Annotated in this window: 10 protein-coding genes and 2 pseudogenes; 1 reads left to right on the top strand and 11 read right to left on the bottom strand. The window is 41.4% G+C overall.

Annotated features, from left to right (window positions below; all coding sequences use genetic code 11):
- Positions 1–81: 81 nt before the first annotated feature.
- Complete coding sequence (locus E3C75_RS04755) at positions 82–1,368, bottom strand: homoserine dehydrogenase (RefSeq protein WP_002949921.1); 1,287 nt, start codon at positions 1,366–1,368, stop codon at positions 82–84.
- Between the two features lie 174 nt (positions 1,369–1,542).
- On the opposite strand from E3C75_RS04755, the gene E3C75_RS04750 reads away from it, so the two are divergent.
- Entirely contained in the window at positions 1,543–2,421 is an 879-nt protein-coding gene (locus E3C75_RS04750; protein WP_023909448.1) for a polysaccharide deacetylase family protein, read from the top strand.
- A gap of 40 nt (positions 2,422–2,461) precedes the next feature.
- Here E3C75_RS04750 and E3C75_RS04745 read toward each other — a convergent pair whose 3' ends face one another.
- The 10 genes and pseudogenes from E3C75_RS04745 to E3C75_RS04685 all read right to left on the bottom strand — a co-directional run bounded on the left by E3C75_RS04745 (position 2,462) and on the right by E3C75_RS04685 (position 16,348).
- Entirely contained in the window at positions 2,462–3,592 is a 1,131-nt protein-coding gene (locus tag E3C75_RS04745; RefSeq protein ID WP_023909447.1) for an acetylornithine transaminase, read from the bottom strand.
- 3 nt (positions 3,593–3,595) lie between these two features.
- The gene (gene argB / locus E3C75_RS04740; protein WP_084828546.1) at positions 3,596–4,333 is read right to left on the bottom strand and encodes an acetylglutamate kinase; all 738 of its coding nucleotides are present in this window, start codon (positions 4,331–4,333) and stop codon (positions 3,596–3,598) included.
- A gap of 26 nt (positions 4,334–4,359) precedes the next feature.
- On the bottom strand, positions 4,360–5,553 hold the full coding sequence (gene argJ, locus E3C75_RS04735) for a bifunctional glutamate N-acetyltransferase/amino-acid acetyltransferase ArgJ (RefSeq protein WP_002949910.1): 1,194 nt from the start codon (positions 5,551–5,553) through the stop codon (positions 4,360–4,362).
- A 28-nt stretch (positions 5,554–5,581) separates the two neighbouring features.
- Positions 5,582–6,604: an N-acetyl-gamma-glutamyl-phosphate reductase gene (gene argC, locus E3C75_RS04730; RefSeq protein ID WP_014608051.1), complete on the bottom strand. Its 1,023-nt coding sequence runs from the start codon at positions 6,602–6,604 to the stop codon at positions 5,582–5,584.
- A 127-nt stretch (positions 6,605–6,731) separates the two neighbouring features.
- Complete coding sequence (locus E3C75_RS04725) at positions 6,732–7,913, bottom strand: pyridoxal phosphate-dependent aminotransferase (protein WP_014608050.1); 1,182 nt, start codon at positions 7,911–7,913, stop codon at positions 6,732–6,734.
- A 9-nt stretch (positions 7,914–7,922) separates the two neighbouring features.
- On the bottom strand, positions 7,923–8,711 hold the full coding sequence (locus E3C75_RS04720; RefSeq protein ID WP_014608049.1) for a carbon-nitrogen family hydrolase: 789 nt from the start codon (positions 8,709–8,711) through the stop codon (positions 7,923–7,925).
- 132 nt (positions 8,712–8,843) lie between these two features.
- Positions 8,844–9,771, bottom strand: a pseudogene (locus tag E3C75_RS12240) (SH3 domain-containing protein).
- 342 nt (positions 9,772–10,113) lie between these two features.
- Positions 10,114–11,603 (bottom strand): annotated as a pseudogene (locus E3C75_RS04700) (SH3 domain-containing protein).
- A gap of 167 nt (positions 11,604–11,770) precedes the next feature.
- On the bottom strand, positions 11,771–14,389 hold the full coding sequence (gene alaS / locus E3C75_RS04690) for an alanine--tRNA ligase (RefSeq protein ID WP_100262389.1): 2,619 nt from the start codon (positions 14,387–14,389) through the stop codon (positions 11,771–11,773).
- A 621-nt stretch (positions 14,390–15,010) separates the two neighbouring features.
- Entirely contained in the window at positions 15,011–16,348 is a 1,338-nt protein-coding gene (locus tag E3C75_RS04685) for an ISLre2 family transposase (RefSeq protein WP_111679343.1), read from the bottom strand.
- Positions 16,349–16,424: the final 76 nt, after the last annotated feature.

Below are 16,424 nucleotides of genomic sequence, written 5' to 3'. Positions count from 1 at the left end.
TAATACACCGAGAGGAGGAAAGCCATCAGCGACTTTTCTCCTTGAATACCTTTCTTATACGCACCAGTATGGGCTTATCAATTAGTTAGACAAAACTTTCAATGTATTGACAACTGTGAAATCTTCTGCTGCTTCAAGTTTTTCAGTAACAGCTTTGAGTTGTGTCTTAGACATAGCATGTGTAATCACAACGATACGAGCTGTTGTGCCATTTGCTTTTTGTTGCAAGACTTGTTCAAACGAAATATCTTCTGAGTTGAAGATTTCAGACAAGTGAAGGATTTTACCTTTTTCATCTGGCGTATCAAGGGCAAAGTAGTAATTGCTCTTAACGTCCGCTGGATTAGCCAATGGCAAGTCACGACGGAACTCATTAAATGGTTTACCCACATTGCCATCTGAAAGACGACGAGCAATACGGATAATGTCTGCCAAAACAGATGTTGCTGTTGGTTTTTGACCAGCACCTGGACCGTAATACATAGATTCACCGATACCGATAGATTCAACAAAGACTGCATTCATAACATCGTTGACGCTAGCAAGTGGGTGATTTTTTGGCAAGAATGTTGGTGATACTTCTGCTGAGATACCTGATTCTACTTCACGCACATCACCAACCAATTTGATAACATAACCCAATTCTTGAGCAACAGCCACATCGTCTGTAGAGATGTTCGTAATGCCTTTGTGAGAAACGTCGTCAAAATCAATTGTAGCACCAAAACCAAATTGGCTAAGGATAACAGCTTTATAAGCGGCGTCATACCCTTCAACGTCGTTGGTTGGATCACTTTCAGCATAACCAAGTTCTTGAGCAGTCTTGAGGGCGTCCTCATATGACCAACCTTCATCAACCATCTTAGTCATCATAAAGTTAGATGTACCGTTAAGCACACCAAGGATACGAGTCACCTTGTCAGACGTCAAAGAGTTAGCCAAAGTACGCAAAATTGGAATACCACCGGCAACAGCAGCTTCGTAGTAGAAAGCCACACCCTTATCTTGAGCAAGAGCAATTAACTCTTTTCCATGAGTAGCAATCAAGTCCTTATTGGCAGAGACAACGTTTTTACCTGCTTCAAGCGCTTTTGTGATGAAGGTACGAGCTGGCTCGATACGTCCCATCAATTCTACAACGATTTGAATCTCTTCATCGTTAAGGATTTCGTCAACATTTGTGACAAAATTGTAGTCGTTTCCGGCAGCGATAAGACGATCTTTTTCCTCGTCATCTTTAACCAAAACTTTGGCAATTTCAAGTTGGTCACGTGAAGCTGCAAAAACCTTTTCACCATTTTCCTTCAAGAGAAAAGGAATACCGCTAGCTACTGTACCAAAGCCAAGCAATCCAATTTTAATAGACATTTATGATCTCTCCTTAAAAACATACATTTTTTTAATTGTACCATATTTCTATCGGAATTGACAGAATATTTCTGTCATTTAAGGAGACAAGTATTCTTTTTTTACTGAAAATTCTGTGCATTTTCACCCCATTTTTGTTAGAATAATAGCTTGACCTATTTGAAAGGGGATACAATGACTTCTCAAAAGAAAAAAACAAGTCAAGTTAAAAGAAAAAAATTGAAACTACTTCTGCTTGTCCTAAACCTCGTCCTTCTTGGTCTATTGGCCGTTTTTATGCTAAACCGACCAAATCAGTCGACAAACAACCAACAACAGAATCAGACCAGTCAATCTAAGAGTACAGCTAAGTGGAAAACCTATGATGACCCTGTTCAAATCCCTATCCTCATGTACCATGCTGTTCACGTTATGGATCCATCTGAGGCCTCTAACGCTAACCTCATTGTTGCTCCGGACAATTTTGAAGCGCAAATTAAGGCCATGGTAGATGCAGGATACTACTTTCTAACGCCTGAAGAAGCCTACAAAGCCTTCTCTGAAAATGCCCTACCTGCTAAGAAGGTTGTCTGGCTGACCTTTGACGATGGTAACGAAGACTTCTATACAATTGCCTACCCGATTCTCAAAAAATACAAGGCGAAGGCAACCAATAATATAATCACTGGCTTTGTTAAGAAAGGGAACGTTGGAAATCTGACCGTTAAACAGATGAAGGAAATGATGGCACACGGAATGAGCTTCCAATCTCATACGGTCAATCACCCTGATTTGTCTGTCACTGACAAGGCGACGCAAAAGGATGAATTAACGAATTCTATTGACTTTCTTGAGGACAAACTCAACATCAAGGTCAACACCATTGCTTATCCATCAGGTCGCTACAATCAAACAACACTGGACCTAGCTAAAAAAACTTACAAGTTAGGACTGACAACTAACGAAGGATTAGCGAGTGCCAATGATGGCCTTCTCTCACTTAATCGTGTCCGTATTCTGCCAACAACAACAGCTAAAGGACTTCTAAGCAAGATTACTACTGACAATAAGTAAAAGAAATCACTTGACTGTAAATCAAGTGATTTCTTCTTGTCTAGTCAAATATTTCTGATAGGATAGCCACACCTTTTTCGATTCCAGCATCACTTAGAGTGATTGGAGGCAGAAGACGGATAACATTTGTCCCTGCAGTTAAGACAATTAATCCCTTATCTCTAGCAGCTTGTACCAGTTCACTTAGATTTCCAGTAGTCTCAATTCCAATCATGTAGCCCAATCCACGCACAGTGGTCACTGTCTCTTTATCAGACAAGACCTCTTGCAATTTAACTTGTAGCTTGTTCCCATTTTCAAGGGCAGTATCCAGAAAACCTGGAGTCAACATGACTTCAAGCGTAGCCTTGGCCGCTGCCATAGATAGTTTATTGCCACCAAAAGTAGAGCCGTGACTTCCATAAGAGAAAGCCCCTCCAAGAGATGACTTAGCAAGCATGGCACCAACTGGTACACCATTTGCCAAACCTTTGGCCAGGGTAAAGATGTCTGGCTCAATATCGTAATGTTCATAAGCAAAGAGCTTGCCAGTACGACCAATACCAGTCTGAACTTCGTCTACGATGAGATAAATACCAGTTTCCTGACAGTAATCAGACAAAGCCTTGACAAAGGCCTTGTCCGCTGGTTGAACACCTGATTCTCCTTGAACCAACTCAAGCATAATGGCCGACGTTTCTTTATTGGCTAGAGCCTTAACACTGTCCATGTCGTTAAAAATGGCATAGCTAAAGTGGGGCACGCCTTCACCAAAACCTTGTTTGATTTTATCCTGACCAGTGGCAGACATGGATCCGAAGGTTCGACCGTGGAAGGAATTTTGGAAGGTAATGATTTCTTGTTTACCCGATGCCTTACGGGCGATTTTTATGGCTGCCTCATTGGCTTCTGCACCACTGTTACAGAAAAAGGCCAGATAGTCCTTGTCACCAGTTAAAAGACCGGCAACATCTTCTTGCAACTGATTGTAATAAAGGTTAGGCTGGTGCAAAATCTTGCCTACCTGATCTGTTAGAGCTTGATTGACACGGGGATGATAGCCAAGATTAGTCACCCCGATACCAGATGAAAAATCCAAATAGGTCTTGCCAGTGGTATCTGTCAAATAATTGCCTTGAGCCGAAGCAAAATCAATCGCTGCCCGTTTATAATTTGAAAATAATTTTGTCATCGTTTACTCCTTGATTATTGTACCATCTGTAAGGTTATCACCAATAATGACCTGATCAACACCAGATTCAACCGTCTGAACAGCGCTTTGAATTTTAGGAATCATGCCTCCAGTAATCACACCTGAATCTACTTTTTTCTGAACATCTACAATATTCAAATGATTCAAAACCTGCCCATTCTCTAAAACACCCTTGACATCTGTCATGAGAATAAGCTTTTTGGCTCCTAGACTAATAGCCACCGCTCTTGCAAGGTAATCGGCGTTGATATTCAGCAAATCACCCTGCTCACTGTAACCTAAGCTAGGAATCAATGGTATCTTGCCTTGAGATAGAAGTGCCACTAGGGTCTGATTAGTAATAGACTTGACCTCTCCCACGTAACCATAGATCTCTTGATCTAAAAAATCAGCATGAACAAGATCTGGCAGCTCATCTACAACCTGATAGATTGGAAAACCCGCTTGTGTCAACTGACCCGCCAAGTTTTTCCCAACTATGTCAACCAAGGCTTCTTTAATTAAGACCATATCTGACTGACTCGTCACACGTAGACTATTGACCTTGTGAATTGTGATGTCATGTTCCTCCATGAGTTGATTGATAGCAAAGCCACCCCCATGGACGATGATTATTTTTTGACCAGCCTGCTGCCATTCTGACAGTTTAGCCAGTATCTCAGGAGTTAGCTGTTTACTGGCTACTCCACCAATCTTAATTACAATATATTCGGTAGTCATTAGTTAACTCCTTTGTCATAAATAGTCTAGGTGTGGTAGAGAGCGTTAATTTTAACGTAATCGTAAGAGAGGTCACAACCCCATGCCGTCCCTTTTTCTTGGCCCGAATGAAGGTCTACTGTTATGGTCACTTCATCCCCGTGCATGATGTCTTTCATTTCTTCATCATCAAAGGTCACAGGACTAGAGGCTAGCATGACTGGCAGACCGCCAAGCATGATATCAACATTGTCCACAGGCACATCCACACCGGCATAGCCAACAGCAGCTAAAATACGCCCCCAGTTAGGATCTTCACCAAAGATGGCTGTTTTGACCAGACTTGAACCGACTACAGATTTTGCCATCATACGGGCATCAAGGGCATTAGGAGCATTGACCACATCAACCTGGATGAGCTTATTGGCGCCTTCACCATCCTTGGCAATCTTCTTAGCCAGTTCTTGCATCACGAAATTAAGCATTTTCGAAAATTTATCGAACTCTGGTGTATCTGGCAGAATCTCATCATTGAGCGCGCAACCATTGGACATGACAAGAACCATATCATTGGTCGAAGTATCCCCATCAACCGTAATCTGATTAAAGGTCTTTTCAACATTTTGGCTCAAGGCCAATTGAAGAGTATCGCTAGAAATATTAGCATCACAAGTAATAAACCCAAGCATTGTCGCCATATTAGGGTGAATCATACCTGAGCCCTTAGCAACACCAGCCATAGTGACTACATCACGTCCAAAAGTCTCCGTCACAGCAATAGTCTTAGTCGCTGTATCTGTCGTCAAAATCGCCTTGGCAAAATCATTCGCGTTTCCATTTACCACCAACTTGGAAAGACCATTTTTCAAGGTATCCATTGGTAGCAACTCACCGATAATCCCTGTAGAAGCCACACCAATCATATCAGGTTCAACACCTAGCTTTTCAGCTGTCCACTCCTGCATGGTGTATGCATCTTCTAAGCCTTGGGTCCCTGTACAAGAATTGGCTACACCTGAGTTAACGACAATAGCCCTCATTTTACCAGCTTTTTTCACCGAGGTCTTGGTTACAATCAGAGGAGCTGCAATAACCTTGTTGGTCGTGTAAACACCTGCAACACTAGCTGGCTTTTCAGAGACAATCCAACCAAAATCCATCTTTCTCTTTTTAAATCCTGCATGTAGCCCATCTGCTGAGAATCCTAGCGGGCTAGCAATTGTTCCATCTATGACTTTCATATTTTTTCTCCTAACTCTATGCTTACATCTACAAGTATGACGGTTTCATATGTAAACCTTCCGTCTCATCCCACCCCTGCATGAGGTTGAGATTTTGCACTGCCTGTCCAGATGCTCCTTTTAGCAGATTATCAATGACTGAAATAACTGTCATAACATTGGTTTTCTCATTATAGGCAAAGCCGATGTCTGTAAAATTCGATCCAATGACATTATGTAGTTCTGGTAAGTTTTCTTGTACACGTACAAAAGGTTTATCATCATAGGCTTTTGCAAAGGCTGAAGCGATATCAGAGACAGCTACGTCCTTCTTCAATTTGCAATAAACTGTAGCCATGATTCCACGATTAACCGGTAAAAGCGACGTTGAAAACTGAATCTCCGGCATATCAGCATCAAAAGCCTGCAAAGTTTGTACAATCTCTGGAATATGCTGATGATGATTGAGCTTATAAGTCATGTAATTATCGTGAACATTAACAAAATGACTAGACTCACTCAAAGCTTTACCCGCACCAGTTAAACCAGACTTGGCATCTACAATGATACTATCAGTCTCAATAAGACCGGCTGCCACCAAAGGAATCATGGCTAACTCTGTCGCTGTCGCATAGCATCCAGGATTGGCAATAAATTTCTTACCCTTAACATCTGTATATTCTGACAATGCATATGTAAATTTATTCAAAATCATTTTCTTGGCAGGTGATTTTTTATACCATTCTTGATAAACATCTGCTGGCAAGCGATGATCACCAGACAAATCAATAATAGGAAAATCAGCCTGAACAAATTCCTCTGCTAGCGAACTAGCAACTCCAGAAGGTGTAGCAAAGAAGACTAAGTCTGCCTTTTCTATAATCTCTTGCGCATCAAAATATTCTATTTTTAAATCACAAACACCTGCCAAATAGGGGTACACATCAGACAATCGTCGGCCCACTTCCTTGGTTGCGTGAATAGAAACAAGTTCTACTTTTTTATGATTATTCAAAATTTTAACTAACTCTAAACCACTATAACCAGTGATACCAACGATTGAAACTTTCATTTACGCACTCCTTTTTGAATAAATATGTGATTAGTTTATTGTATTTTTATTCATTTGTCAAGAGGGAAATGCAAAAACATGAAAAAACAAGCAGTATTTTTTAGCTGCTTGTTTTCATAATTGCTATCTAGTTATTAAATAAATGCAGGTCAGCAATACGATTGACAGCTTCGACCAGACGCTCCGGCTCTACCAAAAGCCCGATACGAACATAAGCATCACCTGCTGGTCCAAACCCTTTTCCTGGTGCCACAGCAACATGGGCCTTCTCAAGCAAAAGATCTGCAAAACTTTCACTGGTATAGCCCTTAGGTACAGGCATCCAAGCATAAAAGGAACCTCTGGATGGAAAGGCTTGCCAGCCAATATTAGCAGCTACCTGAACAAAAGCATCTCGACGGCTATCATAAACCGCATTTAGTTGGGCCACTGCTTCTTCAGATTTAGGATCTAAGAGGGCTGCAATCCCAGCTTCCTGCAAAGCGGGAAAAATCCCCACAAAAAGATGGTCTTGAATCAGATTCAAGGCTTCAATCATTTCAGCATTTCCACCCGCAAATGCCAAACGCCAACCTGCCATATTAAAGGTTTTTGAGAAAGTATAAAACTCAATGCCTACATCCTTGGCACCAGGAGTTGCCAAAAAACTAGGATTCTCATAACCCTGATAGCCCAAAGCCCCGTAAGCCAGATCACTCACCACCCCTACCTCGTAGGTCTTAGCCCAGGCAACCAATTTTTCATAAAAAGCCTTTGTCGCTACAGCCCCCGTAGGATTATTAGGGTAATTGATATAGATAAACTTAGCACGGCGAGCTGTCCCCTCAGGAATAGCTTCCAAATCTGGCAAAAAATCATTTTCAGCCGTCAAAGGAAAAGTTTCATAGGCTACACGACCCAGACTCACTCCCGACAAGTAATCAGGATAACCTGGATCAGGTAAGAGCAGGAGCTCACCAGGATTCATCAAAGCTAGAGGCAATTCCACAAGACCAATCTTAGCCCCACCCATGACACAAATTTCACGCTCCGAATCCAAATCAACCCCATAATGGTTCTTGTAAAAACTAGCAGCTGCTTCCTTAAAAGGACGATTGCCACGAAACTGCGAATACTTGTGACTGGCAGGATTTTTCGCTGAGACACGCAAGGCCTCAACAATATGGTCATAGGTCGGTTGGTCGGGATTTCCCTGACCAAGATTGATAATATTTGCTCCTTCTGCCACCTTGGCATTCACCTTAGCAACCAACCCTGCAAAAAACTGTTCTGGCAATTCTTTCAATAAATCCGATTCTTCAAATAACATAAAATCTCCCTAATAATACAAGTCCGTGCGACGGTCCTCAAAAACGGGAATTTGACCTCGCACTCGGTCCACCTCTTCAAGATTAATCTCAGCCGTAAAAATGCCCTCCTCATATTCCTTAGCCTGCAAGACTACATTTCCTAGTGGATCTATAATCATAGAATGCCCTGAAAAGACATCATCTGGATCTGGTCCTGCTCCGACACGGTTAACGGCTACCACAAAGGCTTGATTTTCAACCGCACGCGCCTTTAATAAAATCTCCCATTGCTGCACTCGAGGTTCTGGCCACTGCGCTACCACAAAAAGCACCTTGGCCCCTTGTGCCATCTGTGTTCGCACCCACTCAGGAAAACGAATATCATAACAAATGACACTTGCCGCTATCACACCATCAAGCTCAAAAATAGACTCCGCATCCCCAGCAGACATATACCGGTCCTCTGCCATAAGACCAAAGAGATGGACCTTACTGTAGATATTGATTAGGTTCCCAGACTTGTTGTAAACATAAGTCGTATTGTAGAATTTTCCGTCTCTCTCAATAGCAACAGACCCTCCAAGAATAGCAACAGCATGTTCTCTGGCAAACTGAGACAAGAATTCTTGAGATTCCAAACCTTCCTTATCTGCAAGCCCATCCAGTTCATCTAAAGCGTAGCCTGTATTCCACATTTCAGGAAGTACAATGACATCGGGATTAGCAACAAGTGCTCTTTCCAACATCTCTTTCACGTGCTTTTTATTTTCCACAGGCTGTCCGTGGGCAACATCCATCTGTACCAATGCAATTTTCATAGTAACCTCGATTCTATGTTAACCATTATAGCACTCCAAAAGACATCACAAAAATTGAAAAATTCAATCATCTGATAAAGAGAGGCTATCAAAAAAGGCTGGACACATTGTCTAACCAGACTTTTTATCTCATTAAGCAATATTGACGTAACGACGAGCACCACTCATTGTCATGTATGAGAGCCATGTGCGGCCATCGGCTGTCAAAACCTTATCATAGATGACATGGTCTCCCTTGCCAAAAACAAAAGTGGGTTTGAGGTCTTCTTTTGGTTCCTTCTTAATATCTGTATCGCGTGTAAAGTAGAAAGTTCCTGTCGCTGGGATGTTCAAAGCACCTGTTGTGGCCTAAGCGTCATTAGAAGGATTCCCATTCCCATTACCACTATTACCGTCACCACTACCAGCTTCCACCGGTTTCACTTGAGCATAATAACGCACACCAGAGTATGATTTGTAGCTAATCCATTGGTAGCCGTCAGCTGTCACGACTTGGTCGTAAAAGACGCTGTCCCCCTGGATTCACATAGAATTCAGCCTTGGCAGAAACCTTCGGTTGATTCTTTATTTCTGTACGCTCCTTGTAGACATAAGTTCCTTGGCTTAGAAGGCCGCTTGCTGTAGTTGTATCCGGTTGGCTCACCAAACTAGTATTGACAGCTGCTCTCGTTAAGGCAGATACATCAAAGTTAGTGACTGTTTCAGATGAAGTATTTGTACCACTTGCTGCTTCTGAGCTGGCAACTGTTGATTCAGATGTTTTATATGCTGCTTGTGAGATACTAGCACTCACTTCACTTGTAGCCTCGCTAGTAGCAGCTTCACTAGCGGTTTGGCTAGTTGTTGAGACTTGGCTTGCTTTATTACTTGACGCTACTCCATCTGTTGCTACGCCACTGAAAATATCAGTCGCTGTCATAGCATCACTATCTGAAGTCGCACGCAAAATGGTATCTGAGGTTGTTGCTACTTCGTGGTGTTCGTCAGCCAAAGCTTGGCTCGCAAAGACCAAACTAGCTCCTAAAAGAACTGACGCAGCCCCAAAAGAATATTTACGAATTGAAAAACGTTATTGTTCGTGTAAAAATTTTTCTCGTTTCATATCAATTATTCTCCCTATCAAATTGATGTTACAGGTTGATTGTAACGCTAGGTAACAAACATTACAAGTGTTTTACAAAATATTACTAAATATTTCTCACTTGCCCACTAGTATACCAATTTTTTTGACTTGTTCCCACTTTAATCATAAACTCATAAACTATCCGATTTTCGTCATAATCGACAAAAATGACCGACTTATATTTATATATTCGTTATTTTCTAAAAATCAAAAGTAAAAAGATTACTAAACAAATAGTAATCTTTTTCGTACTAGTTAAAGAGAGTGATGTTACAACTCTTAAGAAATATCCACCACATAGCGTCTTAAACGCTATAGGTTACATAAGACAACCAGGTGTGGCCATCAGCTGTTAGGACCTTGTCATAGCGAACGGACATGACCTTATCATAGTAGGCTAACTCTGGGCTAGCAACACTTGGTTGAGCCTTAATAGAGCTAGGTTTTGTAAAGGTATAGGTTCCAGTTATCGCTAGGCTTGGGCTTGCTGATTGAGCAACTGCTGTTGCCTTACCATCAATAGCAATGTAACGGCGGTTACCTCCACGACTAACATAAGAGAGCCATGTATGACCATCTGCAGTCACCACTTTGTCATAGTTAACAGACATACCAGCATCATAGTAGGCCAACTCTGGGCTTACGACACTTGGTTCTGCTTTAATAATAGAACGTTCTTTGAAGGTATAAGTTCCTGAGTCAGGAAGGCTATGGCCAGTAGTTATATGAGTTTCTTCAACCTTGGCAGGAACTGTGTGAGTTGTGCCACCCACACCAACTAATTTACCATTAGTTTCAACAAAGTAAAGATGTACATTGTAGAGACCACGTTCATTCTTGTGGTCACTTAGACCGACATTAACCTTGTAGTTACGATTATTAAGACGAGTCGCATTGTACCAAATGATGTCATCTTGGCCATTCCTTTCAGACCAGATTGGAACAGACACTCCTACGACACCATTTTGATCTGATACATTACTGATAACCACGCTAAAGTCACCATTATCATGACTTTCAATAGCCATGTCGCCTCTTGGTTTAGCCAGAGACTCTACGACAACACCTAGGTCGACATAACGACGAGTACCATTGTATGACACATAAGAAATCCATTGGTGATTGTCTCTCTTCAAGACCTTGTCATAGATAACATGGTCGCCTGAACTAAAGACAAAAGTAGGTTTGATATCCATGACTGGAGCTGTACGAATTTCAGTTGTACGACGGAAATAAAACGTACCGTATGATGGGATATCAAGAAAAACATCAGCAGTCACTAGACCATCTGCACCAGGATGACTAGCATTAGTTGAGACAGTCCGAAGACTAGTATCGACAGCTTCACGGTCAGTAGGTCTAGCTTCAGCAACTTCTGAAGTCGCTTAACGGTCAATTTCACTTGCCACTTCTGAACTAGCCACTGACGTCGCTTCAGAACGTGGGCTAGCCACCTCTGATTTAGAAACAGAAGCAACTTCACTGCTGGTAAGATTAGGTCTTGGTGCTTCCGATTTTGACACAGGTTCATTGAGAACATCGGTAACAGCTTCCTAAGTTGCCTGCTCAAATTGTGGTGCTTCAGAATTATTTAAAATAACTTCATAGTCCTTGCTGGAACTTACGCTATTGGCTTGTTCCTGAGCCAAAACATGTCCACCAAGCATCAAACTTGCACCAATCAAAACTGATGTAGCTCTAAAAGAATATTTACGTATTGAGTAACGTTGACGTTCCTTAAAAACATATGCCTTTCTCTTTTTGATCACTCTCACTTTCTAGGCTGTTTGATAAAAAAATAGGAACCGTTTTCACACTTTTATTATACCCCTTTGAAATATTTTTTTACAATTATTTCAATATTATTACTAATTTTTTTAAGAAAAAAGATAGGATTTTCATCCTACCTTTTAAGTTTCTTTTATTGTATCACATCTTAAAACTGTTCTGCTACTGCTGAGAGAAGATCTTGGATACTGTTAGCATCGCTACCACCGGCCATAGCCATATCTGGTTTACCACCACCACGACCTGATACGATTGGTGCAAGAACCTTGATAAGATTACCTGCGTGAACGTTTTCAGACTTACTTGCTACAAGGACATTAACTTTTTCTCTGATGTGAGCCGCAAGGACAAGAACATCTGAGTAGTCTGCTTGTTTCCATTGGTCAGCAAAAGTACGAAGGGCACCAGCATCAGAAACTTCTACTTGGCTAGCAATGTAACGAACACCGTTAGCTTCTTTAACATCTTTGAAGACGTCACCAGCGGCAGCGGCAGCTGCTTTTTCTTTAAGAGTAGCATTTTCTTTTTGAAGGGCATGCAATTGCTCTTGAAGGCTAGCAACCTTGTTAGGCACTTCTCTCAATTGTGGAGCCTTAAGTGTTGCTGCGATTGATTTGAGGGCATCTTCTTCTTCACGATAAGCAAGGTAAGCTTCACGTGATGTAACTGCCAAGATACGACGTGTTCCTGAACCGATACCTTCTTCTTTAACAATCTTGAACATACCGATTTCAGCTGTGTTGGCAACGTGAGTACCACCACAAAGCTCAACAGAGTAGTCGCCGATTGAAACGACACGAACACGCTTACCATATTTTTCACCAAAGAGGGCCATAGCTCCCATTGACTTAGCAGTGTCAATATCTGTTTCAATAGTTGTTACTGGAGTTGCTTTCCAGATTTCTTCGTTGACCTGTTCTTCGATAGCACGTAATTCTTCTGGAGTTACCGCCTCAAAGTGAGTGAAGTCGAAACGCAAGAATTCTTGCTCGTTAAGAGAACCGGCTTGGACTGCGTGATTACCAACGATGTTGTGAAGGGCAGCATGCAAGAGGTGAGTTGCTGTGTGGTTTTTCATAACACGGTGACGACGTGAGTGGTCAATTTCAAGTTTGTAGTTAGCTCCGACAACAAGTTCACCTTCAACCTCAACAGTATGAAGAGCTTGTCCATTTGGTGCACGTTGAACATCAACAACACGCGCAACAGTAGTACCCGCTGCATCTGAAATAATACCGTGGTCTGCTACTTGTCCACCCATTTCAGCGTAGAATGGTGTTTGTTCAAAGACAAGAAGAGCCTGGCCAGAATTTACACTATCATGACGAGCATCATCAGCAACGATTACGCTCAAACGACTTTCTGCAGTTTCCGCTTCATACAAGAACTCAGATGGTTCAGTGATGTTAGCAAGAGTTTCATTTTGCATACCCATAGACCCACCTTTAACCACGCTAGCACGCGCACGGTCTTGTTGTTCTTTCATGGCAGCTTTGAAACCTTCATGGTCAATCTTGAAGCCTTCGTCTTCAGCTAATTCTTCTGTCAATTCCACTGGGAATCCGTAAGTATCGTAAAGTTTAAAGATATCTTTACCTTCAAGCGTATCTTTACCAGATTTCTTAAGGTTAGCAAGAAGTTCATCAAGCATGCTTGAACCTGCATCGATAGTACGTGCAAAGGTTTCTTCTTCACGTTTAACAATTTTCTCGATAAAGTCTTTCTTCTCAAGAACTTCTGGGTAATAGCTTTCCATGATTTGACCAACAGTTGGGACAAGTTTATACAAGAAAGCATCAGAAATACCAAGACGACGACCGTGCATTACGGCACGACGGAGAAGACGACGAAGAACATAACCACGGCCTTCATTACCTGGAAGAGCTCCATCACCGATAGCAAAGGCCAATGAACGTATGTGGTCTGCGATAACTTTGAAGCTCAATGTTTCACCATCTGGATCATAAGCTTTACCAGACATTTTTTCAATTTCACGAATAATAGGGATGAAAAGGTCTGTTTCAAAGTTTGTTTTAGCCCCTTGCATTACGGCTGCAAGACGTTCAAGACCTGCACCCGTATCAATGTTTTTATTAGGAAGCTCTTTGTATTCTGAACGTGGAACAGCTGGATCTGCATTAAATTGTGACAAAACGATGTTCCAAATTTCAATGTAACGGTCGTTTTCAATATCCTCTTCAAGCAAGCGAATACCAATATTGTCAGGGTCAAATTCTTCTCCACGATCAAAGAAGATCTCAGTATCTGGTCCAGAAGGACCTGCACCGATTTCCCAGAAATTATCTTCGATTGGAATTAAGTGACTTGGCTCAACTCCACAAGCAATCCAACGGTTGTATGAATCTTTATCATCCGGGTAATAAGTCATGTAAAGTTTGTCTTTTGGAAGATCAAACCACTCTGGGCTTGTCAAAAGCTCATAACCCCACTCGATAGCCTCATCACGGAAGTAATCACCAACTGAGAAGTTACCAAGCATTTCAAACATCGTGTGGTGACGAGCCGTCTTACCAACGTTTTCGATATCATTGGTACGGATAGCCTTTTGTGAGTTGGTGATACGTGGATTTTCAGGAATCACAGAGCCATCAAAGTATTTCTTCAGAGTGGCAACCCCTGAGTTAATCCAAAGAAGAGTTGGGTCGTTAACTGGAACCAAGTTAGCTGATGGTTCAACAGCATGACCTTTTGATTTCCAGAAATCAAGCCACATTTGGCGAATTTGTGCTGAAGTAAGTTGTTTCATTATTTCTCCTTAATTATTTCTTAATTTATACCAATTAGAAAATACTAAAAGAATAAAAGACAAAACCACTAAACGAAGGGCGACGTGAACCGCGGTACCACCTTCATTCAATGACCTTGTCATTCTTATTTTTCTTAAATTTTAAACTTTGAGTAGCAAGTAATCTCATCCGTCCATGGCTCGCAGCGACCGCCACTTTTCTGTATCCGAATCAATGATTACCTTTCTCAAAGGGAAGACTCAGAGTTTCCTAACATTAAAACTCTTTGTTACTTTCCATTTTAACGTGTTTTAGGTCTTAGGTCAAGTTGATAACAACATTAGAGTGTGTCTGTTTTTGGGAGAAAACGAAAAATCATCAATAGAACGAGAATAAAGACCGAAACGTTAATTTTTTCACTTGTTTCAGTCTTGAATTATTGTTCTTTTGATGATACAATACTTATAAGCTGATTGAACAAGTGTACGTTGTTTAATCGGTAAGGCGGAAGGTGTTAGCGCACCTTTCGTCTTTTCTTCGTGTTTTTCTATAATCATATTATATCACAATCGTATCAAAATGCAAGCATTTTCTGTGAAAACATTCTTAAAAGCCTTGACATCTCAAGGTTTTTTTGATATTTAGTTTCTTTCTTCTATAAGGCTTACACCATATTTTGGCTTAACATTCGGACGCTTTAAACGGGGCAATGTATAGAAGGATTGGACATCGCAAAATTGACCAAGGAGATTACTTTCTTGGTCTTTTATTTTTTGATAGGATTGTCGCCATTCTCCAAAAAAGAGGTCTCTCAATTCTTCTGAATGGCTTAAAAGAATAGTCTGGCTCATGGTATCTGCGCCCTTCTTACTCCAATACATCCCCCTGTTTTTCATCCGATACGTGATTTTACGATGCTGAGACTCCATGATACCAATACCACTTGAGGAAAGACCAAAGGCTTCAGGACTTTCCGTGTATTTGAAATTTCTCAAGAGTTGCCGTCCGAAACGTTGAAAAGTTGCTAGTTTCTCGTCACTATCGATCAATGATTCAGCTGTATCTAGCACTGTCTTCAGCTGGCTCTTATCCCGATTTTTGAGGGCTTGAAATGCTTGCTTAATCAGTTCTGAAGGAAATGGCCTCAGCTGTGTCTTAATAGCTTGATTTACGTGGAAAGCATCCCAAAAATAAAAATGCTCTTTAGGTCTGAACCCACTGACAAGCTCTTTGAAGAGATTAGGAGAGTAGCCCTTCCCACCGTCTGAGTTGGTTACAATGACCGTTTCAGGCGTTATCTCAAAGCGCTCCATAATCAATTCAAGGAGTTTATCTTTAGCCTGATGATAGTGTGTCGATACGACCTCAAATTTATCCTTCAGGATATTTCTTTTACCCTTCTTGCTCCCTGTATGGACGACAAAATGACTGAGTTCTACGGACTTCCCTTGCTTGTTAGGAGTGGACTGTTTGACCCAAACGCCGTCCCCTTCAATATACAGCCGTTCGGCTTTGATTTTGCTTGGTCTATCGGCTGACCTATCTGCTGATAAGGAATCATAGTCAGCTTTATCCTCAAGGAGATGACCTGCGACATCGAGAGCGTGCTGAACAGTGTTTTTCGTGATATATATTGACTTGAGAAGTTCCATCACTTCAACCACTTTCCGATATGGCATATAGTTAGATAGCCTTGTAATTTGGTAAAGGAGTTCTTGGGAAAACCGTGACCGTGGCTCAAGTCCCAATTTTTCATCTACTGGGATTCTAACCGTATCCCCCTTTTTCCATCTGCTCCTTGAAAAAGTCATCTCTCCAAAAGAGAAAATGACTGTCCGCTCCTTCTGATTGATTCTCTTGAAGCCTTGTGCTCTCATACTCGGGACAATAGACTTCTCATAATCTTCAATCATCTTCAGGAAGGTTTTCTGATTATCTATTCTCAAACGTTCTGAAAAAACTCTTTCATCTAGCATCATCTCTTACCCCTTTCTTACAATACGCTTATTATAGCGAAAATCTAGACAAGAAAAAAAGACCTCTCCATTTGGAAAG

Source organism: Streptococcus thermophilus (assembly GCF_010120595.1).
In the GTDB taxonomy this organism is placed as follows: domain Bacteria; phylum Bacillota; class Bacilli; order Lactobacillales; family Streptococcaceae; genus Streptococcus; species Streptococcus thermophilus.
Note: the sequence above shows the minus strand (reverse complement) of the source record. Positions and strands in the feature narration are given on the sequence as shown.